The 23,555-nt window shown below is 50.9% G+C and carries 23 protein-coding genes; 10 read left to right on the forward strand and 13 right to left on the reverse strand.

Translation table 11 applies throughout. The features are described 5' to 3' along the window. Window positions 1-95: 95 nt before the first annotated feature. The 8 genes from IPG22_05170 (at window position 96) to IPG22_05205 (ending at window position 9,338) form a co-directional block, all read left to right on the forward strand. Window positions 96-743 carry a cytochrome c3 family protein gene (locus IPG22_05170; protein MBK6587692.1) on the forward strand — a complete coding sequence of 216 codons (648 nt, stop codon included), beginning with the start codon at window positions 96-98 and terminating at the stop codon, window positions 741-743. Window positions 744-754: 11 nt separating this feature from the next. Next, window positions 755-1,651 (forward strand): hypothetical protein, encoded by an 897-nt coding sequence (locus IPG22_05175; protein ID MBK6587693.1) that lies wholly within the window; start codon window positions 755-757, stop codon window positions 1,649-1,651. Window positions 1,652-1,743: 92 nt separating this feature from the next. Next, complete coding sequence (locus IPG22_05180; protein ID MBK6587694.1) at window positions 1,744-2,385, forward strand: cytochrome c3 family protein; 642 nt, start codon at window positions 1,744-1,746, stop codon at window positions 2,383-2,385. 4 nt (window positions 2,386-2,389) lie between these two features. Continuing rightward, on the forward strand, window positions 2,390-2,794 hold the full coding sequence (locus tag IPG22_05185; GenBank protein MBK6587695.1) for a hypothetical protein: 405 nt from the start codon (window positions 2,390-2,392) through the stop codon (window positions 2,792-2,794). Window positions 2,795-2,826: 32 nt separating this feature from the next. Then, the gene (locus tag IPG22_05190; protein ID MBK6587696.1) at window positions 2,827-5,301 is read left to right on the forward strand and encodes a cyclic nucleotide-binding domain-containing protein; all 2,475 of its coding nucleotides are present in this window, start codon (window positions 2,827-2,829) and stop codon (window positions 5,299-5,301) included. 7 nt (window positions 5,302-5,308) lie between these two features. Beyond that, window positions 5,309-6,736: an FHA domain-containing protein gene (locus IPG22_05195; GenBank protein ID MBK6587697.1), complete on the forward strand. Its 1,428-nt coding sequence runs from the start codon at window positions 5,309-5,311 to the stop codon at window positions 6,734-6,736. Further along, window positions 6,733-8,628, forward strand: a complete 1,896-nt coding sequence (locus tag IPG22_05200) for an NAD(P)-binding domain-containing protein (protein ID MBK6587698.1) — start codon at window positions 6,733-6,735, stop codon at window positions 8,626-8,628. Before IPG22_05195 ends, IPG22_05200 begins: the two co-directional genes overlap by 4 nt. 2 nt (window positions 8,629-8,630) lie before the next feature. Next, complete coding sequence (locus tag IPG22_05205) at window positions 8,631-9,338, forward strand: tetratricopeptide repeat protein (GenBank protein MBK6587699.1); 708 nt, start codon at window positions 8,631-8,633, stop codon at window positions 9,336-9,338. A gap of 5 nt (window positions 9,339-9,343) precedes the next feature. Here IPG22_05205 and IPG22_05210 read toward each other — a convergent pair whose 3' ends face one another. Continuing rightward, a complete protein-coding gene (locus tag IPG22_05210; protein MBK6587700.1) occupies window positions 9,344-10,657 on the reverse strand; it encodes a cellulase family glycosylhydrolase in 1,314 nt (437 codons plus the stop codon). Between the two features lie 150 nt (window positions 10,658-10,807). On the opposite strand from IPG22_05210, the gene IPG22_05215 reads away from it, so the two are divergent. Together IPG22_05215 and IPG22_05220 are read left to right on the forward strand one after the other, a co-directional pair. Next, window positions 10,808-12,013 (forward strand): HDOD domain-containing protein, encoded by a 1,206-nt coding sequence (locus tag IPG22_05215; protein MBK6587701.1) that lies wholly within the window; start codon window positions 10,808-10,810, stop codon window positions 12,011-12,013. 6 nt (window positions 12,014-12,019) lie between these two features. Beyond that, a complete protein-coding gene (locus IPG22_05220) occupies window positions 12,020-13,195 on the forward strand; it encodes a response regulator (protein MBK6587702.1) in 1,176 nt (391 codons plus the stop codon). Here the strand turns inward: IPG22_05220 and IPG22_05225 are convergent. The 12 genes from IPG22_05225 to IPG22_05280 form a co-directional block, all read right to left on the reverse strand. After that, complete coding sequence (locus IPG22_05225) at window positions 13,176-14,732, reverse strand: response regulator (GenBank protein MBK6587703.1); 1,557 nt, start codon at window positions 14,730-14,732, stop codon at window positions 13,176-13,178. The two genes, IPG22_05220 and IPG22_05225, sit on opposite strands and share 20 nt — an antisense overlap. 41 nt (window positions 14,733-14,773) lie before the next feature. Then, window positions 14,774-15,820: a flagellar biosynthesis protein FlhB gene (gene flhB, locus IPG22_05230; GenBank protein ID MBK6587704.1), complete on the reverse strand. Its 1,047-nt coding sequence runs from the start codon at window positions 15,818-15,820 to the stop codon at window positions 14,774-14,776. A gap of 7 nt (window positions 15,821-15,827) precedes the next feature. Then, window positions 15,828-16,604 carry a flagellar biosynthetic protein FliR gene (gene fliR, locus IPG22_05235; protein MBK6587705.1) on the reverse strand — a complete coding sequence of 259 codons (777 nt, stop codon included), beginning with the start codon at window positions 16,602-16,604 and terminating at the stop codon, window positions 15,828-15,830. A gap of 7 nt (window positions 16,605-16,611) precedes the next feature. Then, window positions 16,612-16,881, reverse strand: coding sequence for a flagellar biosynthetic protein FliQ (locus IPG22_05240; protein ID MBK6587706.1), 270 nt, complete (start codon window positions 16,879-16,881; stop codon window positions 16,612-16,614). Between the two features lie 2 nt (window positions 16,882-16,883). After that, entirely contained in the window at window positions 16,884-17,645 is a 762-nt protein-coding gene (gene fliP / locus IPG22_05245; protein MBK6587707.1) for a flagellar type III secretion system pore protein FliP, read from the reverse strand. Then, window positions 17,642-18,220 (reverse strand): flagellar biosynthetic protein FliO, encoded by a 579-nt coding sequence (locus IPG22_05250; protein ID MBK6587708.1) that lies wholly within the window; start codon window positions 18,218-18,220, stop codon window positions 17,642-17,644. The genes fliP and IPG22_05250 overlap by 4 nt, the downstream gene beginning before the upstream one ends. Further along, window positions 18,220-18,486 carry a FliM/FliN family flagellar motor switch protein gene (locus IPG22_05255; protein ID MBK6587709.1) on the reverse strand — a complete coding sequence of 89 codons (267 nt, stop codon included), beginning with the start codon at window positions 18,484-18,486 and terminating at the stop codon, window positions 18,220-18,222. Before IPG22_05255 ends, IPG22_05250 begins: the two co-directional genes overlap by 1 nt. A gap of 7 nt (window positions 18,487-18,493) precedes the next feature. Next, the gene (locus IPG22_05260; protein MBK6587710.1) at window positions 18,494-19,099 is read right to left on the reverse strand and encodes a flagellar basal body-associated FliL family protein; all 606 of its coding nucleotides are present in this window, start codon (window positions 19,097-19,099) and stop codon (window positions 18,494-18,496) included. Window positions 19,100-19,315: 216 nt separating this feature from the next. Continuing rightward, window positions 19,316-20,236: a carbonic anhydrase gene (locus tag IPG22_05265; GenBank protein ID MBK6587711.1), complete on the reverse strand. Its 921-nt coding sequence runs from the start codon at window positions 20,234-20,236 to the stop codon at window positions 19,316-19,318. Window positions 20,237-20,289: 53 nt separating this feature from the next. Then, entirely contained in the window at window positions 20,290-21,231 is a 942-nt protein-coding gene (locus IPG22_05270) for an OmpA family protein (protein MBK6587712.1), read from the reverse strand. 12 nt (window positions 21,232-21,243) lie between these two features. After that, window positions 21,244-22,104: a flagellar motor stator protein MotA gene (motA, locus tag IPG22_05275; protein MBK6587713.1), complete on the reverse strand. Its 861-nt coding sequence runs from the start codon at window positions 22,102-22,104 to the stop codon at window positions 21,244-21,246. A 171-nt stretch (window positions 22,105-22,275) separates the two neighbouring features. Beyond that, entirely contained in the window at window positions 22,276-23,544 is a 1,269-nt protein-coding gene (locus tag IPG22_05280) for a flagellar hook protein FlgE (protein MBK6587714.1), read from the reverse strand. Between the last annotated feature and the right edge of the window lie 11 nt (window positions 23,545-23,555).

Genomic DNA, 23,555 nt, shown 5'->3' on the forward strand with positions numbered 1-23,555 from the left:
GTCATACGCCAGGGGCAACTCCTAAGAGTGCACCGCGTTATCCATTCCCGGCGAAAGGAAACTCTCAGGAATTTAATACCGTCTTTCCGCACAATGTGCATCAAGACATTATTGCTTCGAACACTAGAAGATCGGATGTTGCCGTCGCTCATTTTGTAAACGCTAGCTTTCGTGAACAGCTAAACGCGGATGACAAACCGCAATTCAACAATTGCGCGATCTGCCATCAGACATCCGATGCCTTGCCAAAACTCGCCCCTCGAATGCCGGCAACAGAAAAGCCCCTAGCAGACGCAGCGCCGGATTCGTTCGTGCCAAAACCTGCTTTCTTCAAAGACATGCCAAGCGGGCACGCAACTTGTTTCGCCTGTCATTTTCAGGGAGCACAGCCGACCGGAATGAATTGTGCCGGCTGTCACAGCCTTACCACACGCCATTTCGAATCGAACGTCGTAAAGCGATATTCCTTCAAATTTGATCACCAGCAAAAGGAACATTCGGTCCGTGATTGTATGACCTGTCATCTGCGGATCTCGCAGAACGGCGACGTGAGGACTATGAAAGATGCAGATGTACCATTCGTTGCCTGCGTCTCGTGTCACAATCACGCAGAAGATATCTCGAAAGAGGTTGCGAAGCGAAAGGAAAGTGCTGATAAGGGGCTTGCTCCATTCCAGTGCATATACTGTCACACGCCGGCGGTTGGAAGATTTCCAATGCCACCCAGCCACGAGGCTCGATAGAATTCTTGAGAATGACCGAAGGATCGCATAACAAAACTCTGTTAAAAATGCTGCTCGTGGTTGGTGCCTCGGCGATCTTCGCTGCAAGTTGTATCCAGCAATCGGCCAAAACGGTAGTGCCTTTGACAGCGTCGGAAACGCCCGAGCCGGTTGCCGTAAAAGCATCGAACAAAACATTTGAGGCGTTCTCTCATAAGATACCGGAACACAAGCAATTCGCTTGTGCTTCGTGCCATCAGCGCGAGGGACGCTCACTCGATATGGAATACGCGGGTCATGATTCCTGCATCGGCTGCCATCTCAACCAATTCACGGATCGTAGTCTGATGGATCGTGATAAGGTAATGTGCACAATTTGTCACAAGGAACTTCAGTCAAATCCGCCGCCGATGAAAGACTTTCCGATACGTTTCCGCGAGGGCTTCAATATGAAGTTCGATCACGGCGCCCATGACAACGGTGCTGGCAGGCCGCCAGCCGGTTGTGCCTCATGCCACCAGTCCGCCGGAGCGGGTAAAACTATTCCAGCCGGTTTTCAGGCTCATAACAACTGCTATACATGCCACACTGCCGAGAGTAAGATCGGATCGTGCAGCACTTGCCATGAGCTGGCACCATACAGCCGTACATCTCCTGGACGAACTGCTTTCAGGGGAAGCTTTAGTCACGGGGAACACGGCAGGGTAAGCTGTGGCGATTGCCACGACATTCGGCCCGGTGCTCCTCAAGGGCGTCAGGTCACAAATATCGCGGTCTCACAGCATTGCGGCGGATCCAATAACTGTGCCACTTGCCATAACGGAGCAAGGGCGTTCGGTGATGGGAATTTTGCCGACGTAACAAGCTGTTCACGATGCCACGGAGGTTTAAGCTTTGATATGCTGGCTGGTGATCCCTGCAGGAAGTAGGTGCCGCCATCGAGGTCGAACCGCGATCCCAGCGCATTCCCAAAAATATTGACATTGTCGGCGAAATGAGGTTTTAATAGGTGCAAACTAATATGAAAAATTTGGCAAAACTGTTCGCTCTTTCTGTCTTCGGACTCGGCGCCTTGTTTGTTTTCGCGTGCACAGTCACTAACAAGTCGGCAGCTGACGCTCAGCTCGCCTCGAAGGCTGTTCCGACTCCAGTTCCTCCGGCAAATGCTTCAGCGAACACCGCTCCGAACCCTCCGGCGGGCTCTAGCGACAAGAAGATCACCAAGAAATTCGCCCTTAGCAAGGATAGTTTGTCAGAGTATGGAGAAGCTCCGTTTGATCACGAAACACACGCCGAAGGAAAATACAGCCCAGATGGCAAGTCGGTGATCGCCTGCGTCGAATGTCACCACACGGACCAGCCGAAGTCAGCTCTCAAACCGCCCCTAGTCACTTCTGAACGAGAAGTCGCACTCACGATGGAAACGTGGAAGGCATCCACGCAGAAGGTTAACGAGTGCCGGGCATGCCATTTTCAGGAAGGAAACGTTCCAGACGGCAAAACGATGCCGGAGTTGAATGGTAAGGTTCTCAATAATGAGTATTCCTATCACGTAAACTGCAACGTTTGCCACGACGCAGCTTTCAAGGCGAGACCGGAATTAAAAGGAAAGAAAGGCTTTGCGACCAGTAAAGACTGCTTGGTCTGTCACACAAAAAATTGATCAAATGGGACTCAGGCAGTGTGAGAAGTGCAGCGAGATGGTCGACGAAGCCAAGGCATTTTGCCCGGGCTGTGGCCAGGCATTGGTCGACGAGAAAGTGCGTGAAACGCGGTCGAATTTCGATACGGCAGATCATACAATGCAGCTCGGCCAGACGATGTACAACCAAATGCTATCAGACATGGGCCTGAATATTTCAAAGGTCCCTGATCCGATTGAAAAGCGGATCGAGGTCATATCACCGGTTCAGACAGTACCAAAACCGCAACCGGTAAAACCGCTGGCCGATCCGAAACCTTCGGGGAGCAAAAAGTGGATAATTATTGCCATACTTTTAGTTTTACTACTTTTCACGTTAGCAGTTATTTTCGCCGCGGCGGCATTTATTTACTGGTCAAAGTTTAGATAACTCATTTTCATTCCGACGGTCACAAGCTGCCCATGGCACGTGAAATTGAAAAGCACGAGCAGATAATCGAGGCATTTCGTGATGTTGATATCGTCTCCGAACTGGTCGAAAAGCTGCCAAATGGCGAGTTTCGTAATGAACTCGACATGGATATCATTTTGTTCGGCCGCAGCTATCGTGGCAAACAGGTCGGGCCATACACACGCCTTTTAGAGTTCGCTCCGGGCGACATAATAGTTCAGGAAAACAGCTGGGAAAGCAGCATCTTTTACATCCTCGTCAGCGGCCAGCTCGACGCATCGGTTTCGGAACCAAATGGCAATCGAAAAAAAGTAGGTGAGATCCTTCCGGGCAGCTCCTTCGGCGAAATGGCCCTTCTCTCCGGCACGCCGCGAACCGCGTCTGTTTCCGTTTCGGGTAATATTCCGGCCCGCGTTCTTGAATTTACGCGGCCTGCGATCCGACTCCTAAGGAAACTCCCGAAATTTGGCCGTGCTCTCGATAGAAATTACCGCAATTATGGCTTGACTCTCACACTGAATGAGATCAAGGATTTCACTCATCTTGACCTCGACCGAGATCTATTGGGCCGCCTAAATGATGCAGCTCGTTTCGCGGTTTACGAAAAAGATCATGTACTCTTCCGCGAGGGCGACCCGGTAAATCGTGTCGTGTTTGTCCGGAACGGGTGGATACAGCGAGTCTCGGGCCTGGAATTTAACCCAAAGGCCGCTGATATGCTGATCGAGACCGATGAATCCGTCGGGCTGGATTTTCTGGGCGCAGGAACGTGTTTGGGGATCGACGCCGTCGATAAACCCGGCGACTGGAAATATACAGCAACGGTTCGCGGGCGAACTGAAGTGATCGAGGTCGCTATATCGAGACTTCGCGAAGACCAGGCACTGAGCGGCGCGATCATGCCGTTTCTTAAAACTTCTGCCGGCAAGTCGGACATACCGTCTCATCCGCAAGATACGCGAGTTATAACGGCAGCCAGCCGCGAGATCGAAACCGGTGTCGTGGACGGCGTAAACCTGCTCGTCATGGACATGGCAAAATGCATCCGCTGCGGCAATTGCTCGCTCGCGTGTCACAAGGTCCACGGCAATTCGCGTCTCGTTCGTCGCGGTATCCATATTGAGCGCCCGGTAAAAGCTAACGCATGGAACCTGCAGAGCGTGCTCGCGCCGTCAGTGTGTATGCACTGCCAGGACCCGGAATGCCTAACGGGCTGCCCAACCGGGGCGATCGCTCGTTTCCCGGACGGCGAGATCGATATCAATCCAAAGACCTGTATCGGCTGCGGCGACTGTGCTACCCAATGTCCCTACAACGCGATTTCGATGATCGCGAAACCCGACCCTAAAATAAAGAGCGGGAAAGGCATTGTTTCTAAGACATTATCTGCCTTCTCGTTGAGTCGTGCGACACTTCCTGAACCGGTAACACAAACCGAAAGCCTACTGGCCGTAAAATGTAATCTTTGCAAAGACACCGGCCTCAACAAGCCAGGAACGAAAACCTCGAAATACTCTTGTGAAGAAAATTGTCCAACCGGAGCGCTCGTCCGGGTTAATCCGCGAGAATATTTCGGTGAGGTAAACGAAACTCTCGGCCTTATCCAGCGAAGCAAGACGCATGCGATCGGGGTTAACATTCATAAATTTGACCTCAGATCGGTGCTTTGGCATATTTTTGGCGTCCTTATGGTGCTGATCGGCGGCGGAGCGGCCATTTGGGCGACCCAAAAGTTCACTCAGGATCTCGCTCTTAGCCCGGACACGTGGTTGACGATGCGGTGGATAACGGGATTAGTCGGACTAGCCGGGATCGTTTGGGTAATGGCATACCCAGCCCGCAAACAGGTTTATAGGCGACGAGCGGGAGCATTGCGGTACTGGATGCTTTCGCATGTTTACCTCGGGGTATTTGCGGGAGTTTTGCTACTAGTGCATGGTGGCTCAAACTCGGGCGGCTTGCTTACGACGTTCCTAATGATCACCTTCGACCTGGTTATCGCAACGGGGATCTTCGGAGCGGCGTGTTACTTCATTGTTCCTCGCTTCATGACCCGAATAGAGCGCGAGCCGCTGCTGATCGAAGATCTGCAGGCTCGTCGTGAGGAACTTCGTGCCGAATTGGTGCGATCGACCGATGCGACAACAAATCCCGATCTGAAAAGCCTCATACAGCGAAAGGTGCGTCGTCGTTTTCTCGGCCTTAGGTATTTGTTGAGGCAATATCTAAAACAGGAAGACCTACAATCTATGCTGGCCGAGGCTCGGGAGGAATTTCGTGATGCCACGTCGGGCATGTCGCGAGCCGATGATTCCAGACTGATCGATGCGGTTGAGAATGCAGCGACTCTACGGCGAGTAGATGCCCTCCTGCTTCTCCATAAGCTATTAAAGATCTGGGTAGCTCCGCATGTGCTTTTTACATCGATAATGTTGGCTCTGATGTTGATCCATATCGCTCAGGTAGTTTATTTTAACGTTCGCTAGACTTTTGATGGGCCAGGAAACGGGAAAATTTACGGTATCTTACTCCGATCTTGATAAACCTTCGTTTACGGTCGGTAAGGATGGCATTTACATTGGCCGCCTCGATACGTGCGAGATCGTGCTCGATCACAATACCGTCTCTCGAATCCACGCCGGGATCAATTTCCGCGACGGGAAGTATTTCCTCATAAATCTATCAACGTCAAATGTTCTGACGCTGAACGGACGGCTGCTCGGGGCTCAAAAAGACGATATTTTGGCTGACGGCGATACGATCCAGATCGGGCCATTCACTCTGACGGTCGGCCGATTTGAAGATGATCTATTACTGATCGTCGAATCACAGTTTTCGGAGCAGATACCTAAAAATACAGGCGGACTCGCACCGAAGCCCGCCACACCAAAAACACCGGCGCCGACATCCGACGGCGTCCTGAAGGTTTTCTGGGAAAAGCGCAACCGAGAGAAAGAAGACTGGGGTACACGGCTACGGCCTACCGAAAAACCAAAGCCGGGAAAAGCGATGTTCAACTGGCGGCCGACCGGCGATCTACGGCGGCCTTGGCGATTCGGTCTTTTTGTGTGGGCATTTTTACTGATAGGAGCTGTCGGAGCATTCGCTTTTTTCCGCTATCCTCAAACTTATGCGCCCAAGCCTCTCTCAAACCCACACGCTCAAAAGATTGAGGGCAGCACTATAGCCGCCGCGTCAAACGGCAATTCTTGTACAACCTGCCATACGCCGAATGAGCCCTTGGAAAATTCCTGCATCAAGTGCCATCAGGGAACTGAATTTCACGCGTCGAATACGAAAGCCCACGAGCAGGCAGGCATAACCTGTACGGTTTGTCACAAGGAACATCAGGGTGCCGATTTCCAAATTACGACAACGGCTATCCAGAGTTGTGCCGAGTGTCACAATGACAGTAATTCCAAAACCTATAACGGCAAATCGGTTCGCACAGCTCACGCGGGTTCCTACGGATACCCGATCGTTGACGGCGTTTGGAAATGGAAAGGTGTTTATAAAGAGGTTGCTGATGCGATCCCTGAGATAAACAACTCAGCAACCGGCGACAAAGATGAGCAGGCACGGCTGAGCAGGCAGTTTCACACGATCCATGTAGCACGATTAAAGGCTCCTGCGGGTGTGAAAGGTGATTCCAAGGGTCTGGTCTCATGCTCGACGTGCCATAACAGCTTCGACCCGATCGATCGCACCACGCCCCGGCAAACCTGTGCTGCGTGCCACACAACAGCGATTGACGCAGTCGACAGAGACAAGCGGTTCGGGGCGTTGCCGGCGAACTGCATCTCATGCCACGTACAACATCCTTACAGCGCAGGGCGTTGGAATGAGTTTTTGACCCCGGATGCACTAACCCGCCGGAGGACTGCGGTGATCGATCAAATTACGAAAATGAGCGGCCAATGAAATTCTTTCATATACTTTCATGCTTAACCGTTCTCGGCCTGCTCATCTGGCTGAACCAGATGATCGTACCCGAATCCATGCCCCGATATGGCGGGCTCACCTGGATCGGTTGGGCAAGCCTCGCCCTGGTCGGTGTTGCGTCGGGTTTATTTATTATTTTTACAGATTCGGCCAGGGCATTTGGCTTTTTTCGGGCTCGGGATGAAAGAGCGGCTCCGCCGACTCACATCCGCACACTGGATCGCAGCGAACTTAAGGAACTTGGCCTGGAAAAGTATCGCGGTCCCAGCTATCCACATCCAGTAATTTTTCCGGAAAGGTGCATTGGCTGTCAGGCTTGTGTGGATGCCTGTCCACACGACGTCTTGGCGATCGTAGACGGTAGAGCATCAGCCGTAGCTCCCGACCTTTGTATGGAGGACACGGCCTGCCAGGCCGAATGTCCCGTCAATCCAAAAGCCTGCATCGTCATCAACACGGCGAAAGAAGTTCGTTCTATGCCCACCCCGACGAGGGATGGAGCATCGTTTCAGACGAATGTTCCGGGTTGTTTCATTATCGGCGATGTCTCAGGCGTTCCACTTATTAAGAATGCCGTTAAAGAAGGTGCGGACGTTATCGCACATATTGCATCCGACCTTGCCTCCGCTCCGCCCGAGCCTAAGGCTGAATACGACGTAGCGATAATCGGTATCGGCCAGGGCGGAGCTTCAGCCGCCGCCGCCGCGTGTGAGGCAAAACTGCGTTACGTCGGTATCGAGCAGGACAAGATCCTTTCGACGATCGATCTGTACCCGAAAGGGAAATATATTTTCTTCAAACCTGACACTAAGGATTGGTTCGGCGGCATTCCTGTGACCGGCCTCGGGCTCGCAAAAGCCAAATATGGTGGTGACGCCGCAGATGACAGCCAAACAGTTATCGACGCCGTAGGTGCAGAACTCGTTAACTTCGCACACGAACAGACACCGTTGATCCATGCTCAGATCATTGCGAAAATTCCACGGGCCTTGCAAGCCGAATTATCCCCATTGCTTTCCGAAAAGATCGAAAAAGAACTAAAAAAACGCATTGTCCTTTTCCTCCGATCTAAAGGCCAAGGCGACTGGGCAAATCTCTATCGATCACATTTCCTCGCTCATAGCGATACCCTTTTGCAAACTTTAATGGCTGAGATCATCGACCAGCTCGAGACAAAAATTCCGGGGGATCAACGCGAAAACATTCTCAATGTTTGGCTTAACAGCCTCGCCGACAAAGGCGTGGTTATAAACGAAAACGAAAGCTGTAAAACGGTGAACCGCGCCGAGGACGGCGATTATTTTATAACCAACACCGAACGCGGAGCAGAAAAAAAACCTCAAACCTATCGATCTCGGCGCGTCATTATAGCCATCGGCCTACGCGGTGCCCCGAACAAACTCCGGCTGCCAAATGAAGATCTTAAGGCGATCATCGACGGGCGCGAGCAGCAAAAGGTCATCTACGGGCTCTCAAACCCAATGGATTTTCGAGGTAAGCATCTGGTCGTTGTCGGCGGCGGTAATGTTGCGGTCGAGGCGGCCGTTGACCTAGTCGCGGTTCGTGATGGGGCATCGATCACACCGCGAAAGCCAGAGGACATGAACAAGGTTACGGTGCTTGTTCGCGATTATCTGGCCCCGACCGTCAAATTTGGCAATAAGCTGCAGTTGTATACTTGCGCGGAGGACGGCATCCTCGATCTAAAATTTGGCGTCGGGATCAAGGAAATGCGTGAGCATGAGCTTGTCTTGGAAAATGTCGTTACCAAAGAAGAGGTTGGAACGATCAAAAATGATTTTGTTTTCGCCCTGATCGGCGGCGAGCGGCCTAATAGATTTTTAGAGTCGATCGGTATTACTATTAAATAGTAATGAAGAAAGAAAACATAATGTTCGGTGTCTTTGGGCTGATAGTCGGCCTGGTTGTCGGGTTTGTTTTTGCGAATAGCGTCAATAAAACGGGCATCGAAAAGGCTTCAACCCAGTCATTAAGCGTTACCGGGGCTCCGGCTAATCCCGCTATCCCGCCCGACCATCCGCCCGTCGGTGGATCGACCGGAGATGCGACTCAAACCGCCCCCACAGCTCAGGTAATGGAGTCGATCGAAAAAGCTAAACAGCAGCCGCAAAACTTCGAAGCTCAAATGACGGCCGCGGATCTGTACTATCAGATACAACGGTTTGAGGATGCGGCCAAATACTATGAGGTGGCCAGCAAACTAAAACCAGCGGAAGCCGAACCAATTATAAAAGCTGGAAACGCTTTTTTTGATGCAGAAAAGTATGAGATCGCAGAATCCTGGTACGTCAGGGCACTGGAGAAGGAGCCAAAGAACATCAGCGTCCGGACTGATCTTGGGCTGACTTTTTTCTTACGCGAACCCCGCGACATAGATCGTGCGATCAAAGAATACAAGGTTTCCCTTGGAATTGATCCCGAGCATGAAATAACGCTCCAAAACCTCGCGCTCGCATACAGCGAAAAAGGCGACAAAGAGAGCCTGAAAACAACTATCGAAAAGCTGAAAAAGATAAATCCCAAAAATCCCGCAGTAATTAAGGCCGAAGGATCGTTATAGGCACCTTACCTCAAGCCTTTCACAGCCTTCTTTCCGACTGAGCAGATGACCTCCCAAGTGGTTCGATCAGAATCAAAAACTGAATTCAGCCCCTGTTCCTCCATTGGAGGATCTCCCATTAGCTCGTCTCCGGATTTCCAAAAGAGCTGGCCATCAATCGGCCGTGATGTGCCGCCGAACGCCCAGAAGTTTGCCCCCGCGATCTGCGGCTTCCCCCCGGGTTGATGACCGACATAGGAAAATATCTTTTTATAATATTCGTCTCGAATGACTGTGGTGCTTCTGATCGAAAACGATTGCTCGTCCCGCGGCATTCCAAACTCCTCTATGACCAGGGGTTTATCTAGTTTTATGGCCACCGCCAGATTCTCAGCGATGTACTTTTCTGTTTCAGAAACAACCTTCGGAAAATCTTCAACCATTCGCTTATCACCAAACCAACCCCAGTTTTTTGGCCAGATGTGAATCGTTAAATAGTCAATATTTTTGTCAGCGTGAATTGATTCGAACAAACTAACGTCTTGAGTTCCGATCCAGCCCTCGTGGCCGGCTGTGATCAGATGGTTCTTATCGATCGATCTGATCATCGCGGCAGTATCGGAAGCCCATCGTTGATAGTCCTCATTTGCTGTCGGACGCATCGGCCTCGGCTCGTTTGCGAGTTCCCATGCCATTATTGTTGGGTCGCTGATATAAGGTTTCCCGGTGTGGCGATTCTTGCGGTTAAGAACCAGCTTTACTTGCTGCTTATACCCATCCTTACAAGGGTCGCAGGCATAAAATTTACTGACGATGTCGCGCAATTCATCCCATGATGGCTTGGCGGCAAGCCATTTTTTCGAAACAATACCGTTCCATATCAGATATTGCTGAAAACCACCGCTCCATTCCCAGTTATTGCTGAAGAAAATAACCGCGGTCATTCCACGCTTTCCCATCTCATAAAGAACAAGATCAAGTCCGTCCAGAATGGATTCATCAAACTTCCCCTTTTCCGGCTGCAGCGGCGGGCCAACACGGGTTACACCGTTCAGCAAACCTGAGCCTTCGGCGCCGGCAAGCAAGCGAAGGTTGGTTACGCCATTTGCCTTGAGAAAATCGAGCTCACGATTGAGCCGCTCGGCTCCACGTTTCTTGTCTTTTTCGAGCCCGAGAAGGCTGCCGTACCAATAGTTCGTCCCGACAAAATAGTACGGGGCGTTCTGACGGTAAAGTTTATGCCCTTTTACGGTGACAAACGAACTCGCGTAACCAAATGAGACGGTCATTACCACGACAGTGCTTGAGCAAAGAAGCGTTAGAAAAAGCCTGAGAATCATAGCAACAATATACCCGATTCTCCTGATTCCCAATACCTTAGCTGATTAGGCGAACTGGGAAATTATGCTAAAGAGCTTGGGTAGAATGCCGATATGAAGCTAGTATCCCGGTTGCCTTTCTTTATTTGATGATCCGCCGGAGCTTCCAATATGATCAGTATTCTTTTTGTAGATGATGAACCTAACATTCTCAGCGCCCTTCAACGGATGTTGCGCGGGCAGCGTTCGGACTGGAAAATGTCGTTCGCCTGTAGTGGCGAGGAAGCTCTGCACATCCTCGCTGAGATCGATGTGGATGTCATCGTTTCGGACATGAAAATGCCGGGGATGGGTGGCGCCGAACTCCTTGAAAAAGTTAGCGAGCTTCATCCGCACATTGTCAGGGTCATACTCTCTGGTTATTCGGAAAAAGAAGGCAGCATGAGCTCCGTAGGTTCAGCTCATCAATATCTCTCGAAGCCATGCGATCCGGAAGTCTTAAAAACAACCATCACAAATGTCTGTGCCCAGCGTGAATTGCTGACCGACCGGGGCCTTCGGCAGCTTGTCTCGCGGCTACCGTCGATTCCTAGCCTGCCGGGTATCTATGTTGAGCTCGTTGACGAACTAGGCAAAGCCGATTGCTCTACTAGACGAATTGCCGAGCTCATTCGCAGGGATATCGGCATGACGGTCAAGATCTTACAGATCGTCAACTCAGCCTTCTTTGGGATTTCCCGGCCGATCTCGGATGCCCGGACTGCCGTCGACTTCCTGGGATTGGAAACGATAGCCAGTCTGACGCTTGGTGTTGGTGTAATATCCCAGTTTGAGCAACGCGGTCAGGGGGCAATGTTTGCAGACCTTTGGGCCCATAGTATGTCTGTCGGTGTCGCCGCAAGCAACATTGCCGCGATCGAGAAGACTGATACGCGAAGCGACGCATTCACGGCGGGTCTCCTGCATGATATTGGCCGCATCATCCTGGCGGTCAACGTGCCGGAGGAATATCGTACCGCGTGCGAGTTGTTCGCCGCCGAACATATATCGATGGTTGATGCCGAGACACAGGTTTTTGGAGCCACCCACGCAGAGGTCGGCGCTTATCTGCTTGGCCTCTGGGGACTGCCCAACGAGGTCGTTCGGGCCGTAGCTTTTCACCATGATCCTTTAGCTGTACCGGGCGAAAGATTCACTGCCCTGACCGCAGTCCATGCGGCTAACGGGATCTTACGGAAGGCGCATTTGGAACAAGATACCTGCGACACAAAGCTACACCTCGATTACCTGTCCCAGATCGGTTTGATCGAGAGGCTTCCGGTTTGGCAGGAGGTTTTCGGCGCTCAATCTGCAGATCCGGTACTGGCTGTATGGTAAGAAAGAATGAACTACACGAATACAAGAATTCTATGCGTCGATGACGAGGCGAATGTACTCGATGCTTTCAAACGAACACTCCGAAAGGATTTCGAGGTCTCAGTAGCCGAGGGCGGTGAACAGGCGCTCGCGATGATCCAGAGTGAAAAACCCTTCGCCGTTATCCTCTCAGACATGAGAATGCCAAGGATGAATGGCATCGAACTGCTCACCCGGGTAAAACTGATCGCGCCAAAAACCGTTCGTATGATGCTGACTGGCAATTCTGATCAGCAAACGGCGATCGATGCGGTCAATGAAGGGAACATTTTTCGCTTTTTGACCAAACCGTGTCCGCCCGAGCGACTGACCAAAACTCTTCTTGCGGGTCTCGAGCAATACCGGCTGATCACTGCAGAAAAACAGCTATTGGAACAAACCCTGAGCAGAAGTTTACAAGTTTTACTGGATATATTATCGATCGTAAACCCGACCGCTTTCAACCGTTCCGGCCGGGTAAGAAAGCTCGCTAAAGATCTGGCCGAACGTCTAAAAGTGGAGAAAGTTTGGGAGGTTGAGTTCGCTGCAATGCTTTCGCAGATCGGTTGTGTCAGTGTTCCCGAGGATATTTTGCAGAAAATAGCCTCTAATATTCCGCTGTCGAACAAAGAAACCGGGCTCTTTAACCAACATCCACAGATCGGCCACGATCTCGTGATCAGGATCCCTAGGATGGAGAATGTCGCAACAATAATTCTGGGGCAAAATCGCCGTTATTCGGAGAACGGTTTCGGCTCACCCCAAAACGATGCTCCGACTATTGGATCACGCATCCTCAAGACCGTTATCGATTATGATCGGTTGATCCAGAACGGTATCAGCCCACATAGCGCCGTGCGTGAATTATCAGAAAGGACTGGTTGGTACGACGCCGAAGTGCTTGTTGCACTACAGAGATCAGTCGATACCACAACAGATGATTTTGAGAGTCTGGAATTAAGGGTAGCGGATCTTGAGCCGGGGATGTATCTCGGCGGTCCCTTGGTGACACTTCGCGGCTCTACGCTACTGCCGGCCGGACAGGAGATCACGACATCCCTAATTCTTAGGCTCGCAAACCTGGTTGAGACTGGGATGGTAGCAGACCGGATTCAGGTCAACGCACCTATTCAGCGAGCAGTTTCTATGCCGCAGGGAGCCTAGCTCTAAGTACGTCTTTCACTATTTTCGCAAGACTTGCCAGCGAAAAAGGCTTGGCAAGGAAAACCGCATACGCGTTTTCCTTCGATCCTTCTCTGTAGGTTCCGGGATCACCCGACATAAGAATTACGGAGGCGCTAGAATGGTATTTTTTTATCCGCTCGGCAGCCTCGGCCCCATTCATTACTGGCATACAATAATCCGCGATTATCAGATCGATCGGGTCCGGAAACGTTCGGGCAATATCGATCGCATCCATACCATTTGCAGCCTCGAGGACACGAAAGCCTTCTCGTCTTAGACCTTCGGCTGCCACCTTCCGAACAGATATCTCATCGTCCAAAAGGAGAATGGTATCGATATGACTGCCATTCTTCCCATGGTTTGCCGGTTTTGCCCTAACTTTTGGCTGATCGATACGTGGAAACTGAATCTTAAATGTCGTTCCACCATCTTGAATACTCGTTACCCAAATAAAACCGCCCGATTGTTTAACTATTCCGTAGACGGTCGCAAGACTTAGGCCAGCCGATCTATTCGAGCCTTTGGTTGAAAAAAACGGCTCAAAAATGTTATCTATCAGGCGCGGGTCAATACCCTTTCCCGTGTCAATTACTTCGATCTGTACATACTCAGCGTTGGCCTGGGTTTTATGTATTAGTCGCCCGCCCTTGTCTATATTTGTTGTTTTTATCGTTACCCGTCCCCCTTCGGGCATTGCATCTCTGGCATTGATCACAAGATACATCAAAGCCTGAGCGATCTGTCCGGCGTCCACAAAACTAACTCCCAATTCCCGATCGAGATCAAGAATTAGCTCGATCTCCTCGCCTAATAGGGCACAAAAGTCACGAGATGAAGCCTCGAGCAAGTCATTGAGCACTATTGGAGACGGGTTCATCGCCTGACGCCGACCAAATGCGAGAAGTTGAAGAACGATCGCTGCGGCATCGTTTGCGACTGCCCTGATCTCATTTACTCGATTCACGAGCGGATCGTCCTCACTGAGCTGAAGGTTGATCATGTCAGTCTGCAGCAAGATAACCGCAAGAAAATTGTTAAAATCGTGGGCTATGCCGCCCGCAAGCCTTTCGAGGGCTTCGGTCCGCTGCATTTTCCAACGCTGCTTCTCGGAAGCCAGAAGTGATTTTTCGGCCCTTTTCCGGGCGGAAATGTCATTTATTAGGAGCAGCCATCGACCATCGGATAGATGCCTTCCGTGGATCTCGCCCCACGCATATGAGCCATCGCCACATGCAAATTCACATAGTTCACGTCTATCTTTCTTTTCACCCGAATGATTATTTTCGGTTAGCCACACGATTCGTTCGGCAGATCGGATCCAGTCGCCAAATCGTGCTCCTACAAGCCGAACCTCACCGGTTATCAGGAAATCCCGGGCTGAATCATTCGCGGCAGTTATCCTCTGATCCCTATCGATCACGAGGGCAGGAAGAGGCGAAACATCGAGGAATGTCAGTAAATCGCTCCGCCCAGATAGATCTAGCAGTGTCGAGTTGTGGTCAAACGGCTGTTGCATTCGTCAGGATAAACTTTTGAGTCTGTAACAAAGGCATTAGTTTAACTCTCTTTCTGACGAAACACATAGGCGAGGATCTCTGCAACCGCTGCAAAAAACTCAACAGGTATCATTTGCTTGGGTTCTACGACTTTGTAGAGCGCGCGGGCAAGCGGCGGATTTTCTATCAATGGGATGTCGTTATCGCGAGCGATCTCACGGATCTTAGCAGCGATCGTATCGGCTCCTTTTGCAACGACGATCGGAGCTGCGTCCTTGTCACGATCGTACCGCAAGGCAACAGCGAAGTGAGTGGGATTTGTTATCACGACAGAGGCTGTCGGAACGTCAGCGATCGATCGACGTTGGGCCAGTGCTCGGGCAGCCCTTCTTCGCTGCCCTTTCAGCATTGGATCGCCTTCCTGCTGCTTAAATTCGTCGCGAATATCCTGCTTGCTCATTCGTAGAGACTTCTCATGTTTGTACCATGCATAGCCATAATCAGCAGCGGCCAAGACAATTAAAACTATCCCGCATCTGAGTGCCAGGCTATATAACGTTTCGCTCAGCCGCACTGCCACCGTTCCCAGCGGTGCGTTGACAAACGTGGGGGCAGCCTCGATTACCGGAGCCAGTACGCCGTAGGCGACAACCGCAATAAAAATCAATTTAACGAGCGATTTGCAAAGATTTACCAGGGAATCGAGGCCGAAAATGCGTTTTATGTTCTTGGCAGGACTAAATTTTTCGGCTTTCGGCATTAATGCTTCGCTGGCAAACGAAAGGCCGCCCTGCGCAAAGTTACCTGCAACGACACCAACAAATCCGATCATTATCACCGGAAGGGCAAATAAGATCAGCATCTTGCCTGCCTCAAGAAGCAAAATGTGCAGTTCGGCGTCAGTCAACGGCTTTAGGTGCGAGATGCTAAAAGCCGCACTTTTTAGGCTATACCCGACGCGGTTAAACATATCCTCGGCGAGGAATTTGAGCATGATCAATGCCCCAAGGAATGACAGTGCGGCAGGCAGTTCCGCTCCACGCGCGATCTGGCCCTTTTTTCGGGCATCCTCGCGCCGTTTGGGCGTGGCCTTCTCTGTGCGCTCCATTGCCATGTCACATCGCTCCCATGGCGTTTACGAGGCCGTGATATATGCTCCCCAGAACATCCCTCACCGCAGCGGGAATGAAATATAGGGACGCCCCGATCAAAGATAATCCGACTGCGATCTTGATAGGAAAACCCAGGATGAAAACCTGAAATTGCGGAGCTGTCCGGCCAAATAGTTCCAGAGCAAACTCGACGGCAAGCAGAACTATGATCGCCGGTGCCGCAAGCGTAACGCCCACGACAAGAGCATTTGCTGATAGCTTCAGGATCAAATCAAGCAATGCCGGCGTAAAATTAAATGTCCCCGGAGCGGTTATCGAAAAGCTTTTTACCGTCGCCGCAAGGAACCAATGATGTCCGTCAGCAGCTAATAAGATCATCAGGCCAAGCATTTGCCCGATAATGCCAAATGCTGTCGTTTGTGCCTGCGTTGATGGGTCAATCGTTCCCGCGAGCGAAAAACCCATCTGTGAACTGATCAGGAATGTAGCCATTTCCAAGCCGCTGAACACGATCCGTCCGACAAACCCAAAAACCATGCCGATAACGATCTCGCCGATGATGACGATGGTCAGTGGGCCCAGATCCGAGGGTGGTGTCTCGATCCTCGTCATGATCACCGGAGTTAGCGCAAACGCCAAAACAAACGCAAGAACGATACGGATCTTCGGGCTTACTACACGATTAGCCCAAAAAGGAGCAAACGTTACCAGGCCGCCGACCCTTGCCAGCACGACGATAAATACAAGAATGGGCCTGAGCGGTACTTCGAATGTTTCCACGTTGCGGCTACTTAATAAAAGGAGTGAAATCGGAGAGTATCGACGAAGTAAACGTGATCAAAACGCGCAGTATCCAGGGAAATGTGACCAGGAAAACGGTAAAAATTGCGATCACCCGCGGAGCAAAAGAAAATGTCTGATCCTGGATCGAAGTCAAAGTCTGGATCAGACTCACTACGACGCCAACCAATATTGCAACGGCAAGCATCGGGCCCACGATCCACATCAGTGTCGTGAGCGCATTCTGCATCATCGATGTGACTAGAGCATCATTCATGGTTACATAACACTTTTCACGAGAGACGTTACGATCAGATACCAACCGTCAACCATGACGAAAAGCAATATCTTCAATGGCATTGAAACGATCACTGGCGGCAGCTGCATCATTCCCATCGACAGCAAAACGCTGGAAACAGCGAGGTCAATGATCAAGAACGGCAGAAACAAGACGAAACCGATCTGAAATGCCGTTTTGAGTTCCGAGATCATGTATGCCGGGATCAGAGCCGTTGTGGGTACTTCGTCAACTGAATTTGGCCTGGCGCTTTTCGATAGCCGGATAAATAGAGCAAGATCTTTTTCCCGCGCGTGCTTTATCATGTAGGCACGCAGCGGAACTAGGCCTTTTTCAAGTGCGTCGCCTTGCGACATCGTTCCCTCGGACATTGGCTTGTATGCCCCTTCGTAGATCTGTTTGATCGTCGGGCTCATTACGAAAAGGGTAATGAATAAAGCAAGACCGATGAGTATTTGATTATTCGGAGCCTCCTGCGTGCCCAGCGCCTGACGCAAAAAGTGAAACACCACTATCAAGCGCGTAAAACACGTCATCGATATCAAGATCGCAGGGATGAAGCTGAGCAGGGTCAGCATTACAACGATCTGCAGAGGTGTCGAGCTGTTTGCGGTCTTGGCGAGGTCGATAGTTTGTTCAGGCGCTCCCGAGGTTTGCGGTGCAGGACCTTGAGCTTCGACCGTGAGCGAAGCAAGGCCGATGAACGCTAATAGGAATAACGGCAAGATCAAAACTCTGATCACGCAGCACCTCCGCGGGTTTGCCACATCCCCAACTTGCTTTTCGCAAGCTCGAACTCGTCATCAAACGCCGGGCCTTCATCCGCAAGCATGTCTGCCACCGATCGTAGATTCCTGGCAAAAACATCTTCAGGCAAAGGCAGTTCCTCGGCAAGCAGCGTGAAACTCTGCGGCGTTGCTCCTACGAGCAATACGCGCTCGCCAAACCGGATCGTCGAGATCGTCCGCCCGTTCCCCATCGAGAGCGTCGAGAGAACGGTTAGGCTTAGTGCCTCTCCATCTTTTCCTTTTTTGCCGCCAACACCCAGCTTTTTGAGCGTCCAGGTGCCGAAAAATAGAAGACTGATGACTAGCAAAAGAGCTCCGACCGATTTAATGATCAGGCCGCTCGAACTGGGTTCCTGCGGAGCCGGGTCGTCGTCACTCTGCATGAACAGAAGACGGTCTTCCTCGGTCATAACCTGCGGAACCGTTTCGTTGGCGGGTGTTTGCTTAGGAGCTTGTGGAAATACCGACGGGGCAAGGGAAACTATAGCCAGCAGGATGGCCAATGAATGTAAAAACCGCTTCCTATTCATTAGTTTATATCCGTTAAGATCTCGCTGATGCGAACGCCCGCTCTATCTTCGATAACGACGATCTCACCCCGCATTAGTGGTTTGTTATCCGCACGAATATCTACACCCTCGCCCGTCGAACGACCCAGTTTTACAATGCTCGAGGGTTGAAGATCTAATATCTCGCGAACTGACATCCTTACCCGCCCCAATTCCAGAGATAGTTCCAGCGGCAGATCAAGAAAATCGGCCCATGACGCAAGGATCTTTTCGTTTTCTGGTTGCATCAGTCTCTTAGAGTTGGACGATAAAGTCTGTTATGTATATAGCCTTAACCTCGGGTTCCGTCGAGGCTGCCTTTGCTGCTTGCAGAAGCTCTTTTCGAAGTTTGGTCTTTCCTTCGGCAGTAAGGATCTGCTCTGAGCTCTTTTCTGACAAGACAGCCAGCATGGCGTTGCGAACGCGAGTAATAAATAGCTGGTCCGGCTTTTCGCTTTCTTCACCGGCAACCCCAAGGCTAACTGTCATCCGCAAGTATCTCGCCTGTTCCGTGTCAGCCAAATTTACTATGAACGGCGGAAGTTCAACGATCTGTTTGACTTCTTCGTCCTCAGGTATTGCACTCTCGAGAGCACCTGATTTCTTTGAGCCTTTCGGCCCGATCTCAGGATCTGATTCCGCCTCGGTCTTTTTGTTTGAAGTCTTCTTTTCCCCCGCCTTTTTGTCGGGCACCTCAGCCGCCTGAGTTCCCGCGATCCGCCAGAAATAAAATCCTGCGCCTCCGCCCCCAAGCAATAGAACCAGCACAACGGCGATAAGAATAATTTTTTTGCCGCCTTTCTTTTTCTCAACGGGAGCGTCGGGGCTAGCAACAACGGTTTCTTTTTCTATCTCGGACATGGATATCCCTCCAACCTACCCGTTTGCGAAATGCGTGCCACAACATAATACATTGATATTATTAGAGTTACGTCTGTCTTCTATCGATTCGAACTTGATCTGTCGACTCTTTTTTGACTGGCTGTGTCAATGAACTGACGCAAACGACAAAGCCGGTCACCATCAAACGAGAGCTCGTTTGATGGTGACCGGGCTTAAAAGATCTGGGGTTTAAGGTTAGTTGATGCGAACGACCTCGCCGGATTCCAGTTTATAAACCGCACGAATTATAGCGAGGTGTCCCTCTTTCACTGCCTTCCTTAAGATCGAACTTCTTGAGATCACATCTTCGGAACTCTGTTTTACGTTCAGTTCTACACACGATAGATTGCTAGGTTCGCCAATAATACATGTCTTCGAACCTTCAAAGGCCGGGGAAATGGTGTCGACGATCGCTGAAAGATTGGAACTTGGCATCTTTTCGCCGGACACGGCCGCCGCCACCGCTCCACAACTCTCATGCCCCAGTATAAGCAGGGCTTTTGCATGAAGGTGTTCAACAGCATATTCAATGCTGCCGAGCGTAACCTTGTCGGGAATATTTCCAGCATCCCGTACGACAAATATTTCACCCAGATTCTTGTCGAAAACAAACTCGGGTGGCACCCGGCTATCCGCGCATCCCAGGACGATGACCTCGGGCTGCTGGCCCTTGACCAACGCTTTTCGGGCCGCTGCATAATTCACGACTGTGTGCTTCCCAGCCATGTAGCGCTTGTTTCCGGCCGAGAGTTTTGCCCAGATCTCGTCAGCTGCAGCTTTTGAATCTTTTACGGGTGATTTGCCAGTGGTCGTCTCAACTCGTGGGGTCTTATTCTTTTCGGCGGTTTTTGCAGACTCTTTTAACGAATCTATTTTTTTCCTATCCGCCTTCACTTCTTCGGTAGTAGGCTCATCGGATTCGTGATCAGCTTCTTTTTTTGTTTCGGCATCATCGGTTTCGGCCGTTTCGGTTTCCGGGTCCTCCTTAACCTTTTTCGTTTTTTCTTTTTTTGTAGTAGCGTCCGCCTTGCTGCACGAGGCGACGAAAGATACGCCTAGAAGCAGGGCGAAGACGGTAAGGAACGTGCTGAGATAGCGCGGTGTTTGTTTTTTCATGGTGATAGGGTCGTAGCGGAGTGTGGAAAGGGTAGTTTCTACTGGTTCTGAGATCATTTGATCTTTGGCTTGTCAGGTATCTTATCGGCCTCGCCGACAACTACGGAACCTTCTGTTTCAAGCTTCTTCTTGGCAAGCTTTACCTCGTCTGGAACCGGAGACGTTTTATTTTCGGATCTTGCTTTCGGATCTGGGACAGATATCTCTTTATCTTTTTTCGCATCACTTGGGTTTTCCGTCAGGCGCAGGACGGTAATGCTGATGCGACGGTTCGCTGGCGAGTAAGGGTCATCGGGCACCAACAGCTCGGTGTCGGCAAATCCTATCACTCGGCGGATCTGTTCGGGCTTAACGCAATTTGCTTCGAGCGTGCGGCGAGCAACATTCGCACGATCGGTCGAGAGTTCCCAATTCGTGTAGCCGTTATTAGAAGGAAATACTCGACTGTCCGTATGTCCGCCGATATTGATCTTGTTTGGAAGTGCGCAGATGCCTTGGGCGATCTCGGCCAGAACTGCCTGAGCTTCCGGCCCGAGCTCGGCACTTCCAGAAGCAAAAGAGACCCGGTCGGCCTTGTCCAAAAGCTGGATGCGAAGGCCCTCGTCCGTAACCTCGATCTTTACCTGGTCCTTGAAACGAGAGAATTCCGGCCTAGTTTCGAATTGCTTTTGGAGAGCCTCCGCGACTCCGATCAGTGCCTGCTCATTCTCGACCGAATCGAGCCTTTCAGGCTCTTTGCTGATCTTTTTGTTCCCCGAAAGGATACCACCCTGCATCGTATCAAAGACGCCGGGTGAACGAAAATATGCTGCGATCGCCTGCTTCAACTTAGTATCAGCCTGCGAAACAAGCCACAGGACCAGGAAGAGAGCCATCATCGCCGTTACAAAATCAGCGTACGCGACTTTCCAGGCTCCGCCATGATGGCCGCCGTGGCCACGCGCTTTTTTTACGCGGCGCCGGGGTTTTGGAGGTTCTTCTTTCTTGACGTCCATAAACAGCTGGCGCTAGCGAGGTTTAATTTCCCGGAGAAGCGGCTCGATCTCGGCAGTTGGCGGACGATCGAAACTAAAGATGGTCTTGCGTGCAAATTCGACTGCGGTCATCGGTGCCGCTCCATTTGCGAATGCGACGAGACCCGCTTTGATGCAGCCAAAATAACGACTCTCGTCATGTGCAAGATTCTCCAGATTTGAAGCGATCGGTGCAAGAAATCCGTACGAAAGCAGCAATCCCAGAAAGGTACCAACGAGAGCTGCCCCGACGTGATGTCCAAGTTCTTCAGGCGGCCCGTCGAGGTGCTGCATCGTGACAACGATGCCAAGCACAGCGGCTACTATACCAAGACCGGGAAGGGCGTCTGACGCACGCTGAAGCAGAACCGGAACGATCGCGCCTTCATCGTGATGCGTTTCCATTTCTGCATCAAGCATTATCTCGAGTTCCTCAGACGAACAAGCTCCGTTGACGAGCATCTTCATCGCATCACAAAAAAACTCCACTGCGTGATGGTTGCCGACGAAGCTCGGATATTTTGTAAAGATCGGCGACGATAGCGGATTGTTAACATCTTCTTCGATCGAAAGCAGGCCGCCCTTCTTCGAATTGATGAACATGTCATACTGCATCTGGAGTACTTCCGTATAAGTTTTTTTGTTGTACGGAGATCCCTTTAGCGCAACTGGCAAGAGAGCCATGATCCGCATAAGGTACTTTGCCGGGTTCGCAGCGAGCGTCGCCCCGATAACCGCGCCACCGATCACTACAAATTCGGAAGGCTGGATCAAGACGCCAAGCGGTCCGTTTATCATCAAGAATCCGCCGATGACGCAGATCATGACGAATACAATGCCGATAATAAGTAACATAAGATTTTGAAAGGGGATGCAGAGTTTTGCCGGTTTAAATCAACTACAGGTAAAAAGGTATTTTGGCTTCCAAAACCCCTATTTACCTGTAGTTAAGCTACTTAGGATAGCCTTTCCCGGTAAAGCCCTTTCGAGGCTCAGTGTCTCTTATCGGTCGATCTACTGAAAACTTTAGACCATTTGCAGTAAATCCTGGAACGTCTGATTTGCTGTCGTGATCACTCGTGAATTTGCCTGAAATCCACGCTGCGCTTCGATCAGTTCGACAAATTCATTTGTTATATTGACGTTGCTCTGTTCAAGGTAGCCCCCGGCGATAGCTCCGCGGGTTCCTGTGTTTGCAGCTCCGATCGTTGGCTGGCCCGAAGCGGTGGTTTCTGCAAACATGTTTCCGCCTACATGGCCTAACCCATCGTTCGAATCAAAAACTGCGAGAGCCAACTGCCCAATGATCTGCGATTGTCCATTTGAATAAACGCCGAAAATATTTCCATCCTCGTCGATCGCAGCCCCACTTAGATTTCCGGGCTTGTAACCGTCCTGGTATGTTGAATCACTACTTGAATTTGCTGCGTAGGCCGTCGCAAACGACCGAATTGGATCTCCAGCGGAATCGAGTTCATATAAATTGATGTCGATCGAGGGTAATTCGGCCAATCCAAGTTCAGTTTGGTCAGGGATTATCTGCAGCGTTTCCGCAGGCGTCAGAAGTTGGCCGTCCGAGTCGAAGGTAAAGCTGATCGGTGTGACCGAAGGCCCGGCTCCGTCAGCATCGACTTCAGCAGGATTCCCATCGACAGTTGCCTCCATTAGGAAAGACCCGTCGGCCTGTTTCGTAAACGTCATCTCCATTTTGTGTTCGCCGCCGAGCGAGTCGTAAATGTTGGAGGTTACCGAGTAGGTTTTGTCGGTAGCCAATCGAGAATCAAGGTTAAATTTGAATGTCGCTTCGGTCGTCATTTTGGGCGGAAAGATCTGACCAAGGGGGAATTTTAGATTAGAGAGCGATGACCCCGGAGCAACCACTCCACCAACAGCCTGATAGCCCTGCACTTGACCGCCGGTCGTTGAAACCATAACGCCCTGGTTGTTCAGGGAAAAATCGCCTGCCCGCGTGTATCCTCGGGTGCCATCGCTGTTCTGCACGACAAAAAAGCCGTTTCCTGAGATGGCTGCGTGCAGTGGCGAGGTCGATTCATTCAACGCACCTTGCGAAAAATCAGTATGGATCGCCCCCGTACGAACACCGTTTCCGATACCTAATGAATTCCCGGCCCCGTTTAACCGTGCTCCAGATCGGCTGGCAAAAACGTCCATAAATGTTATCTGTCCGCTCCGAAAACCGATGGTATTGGCGTTTGCAATATTGTTCCCGACAACGTTTAGAGCATTACTGTTTGCATTAAGCCCGGAGAGGGCAGTGTTGAATGAAAATGACATCTTTGTTTCTC

The organism is Acidobacteriota bacterium (assembly GCA_016703965.1).
Lineage (GTDB): Bacteria > Acidobacteriota > Blastocatellia > Pyrinomonadales > Pyrinomonadaceae > OLB17.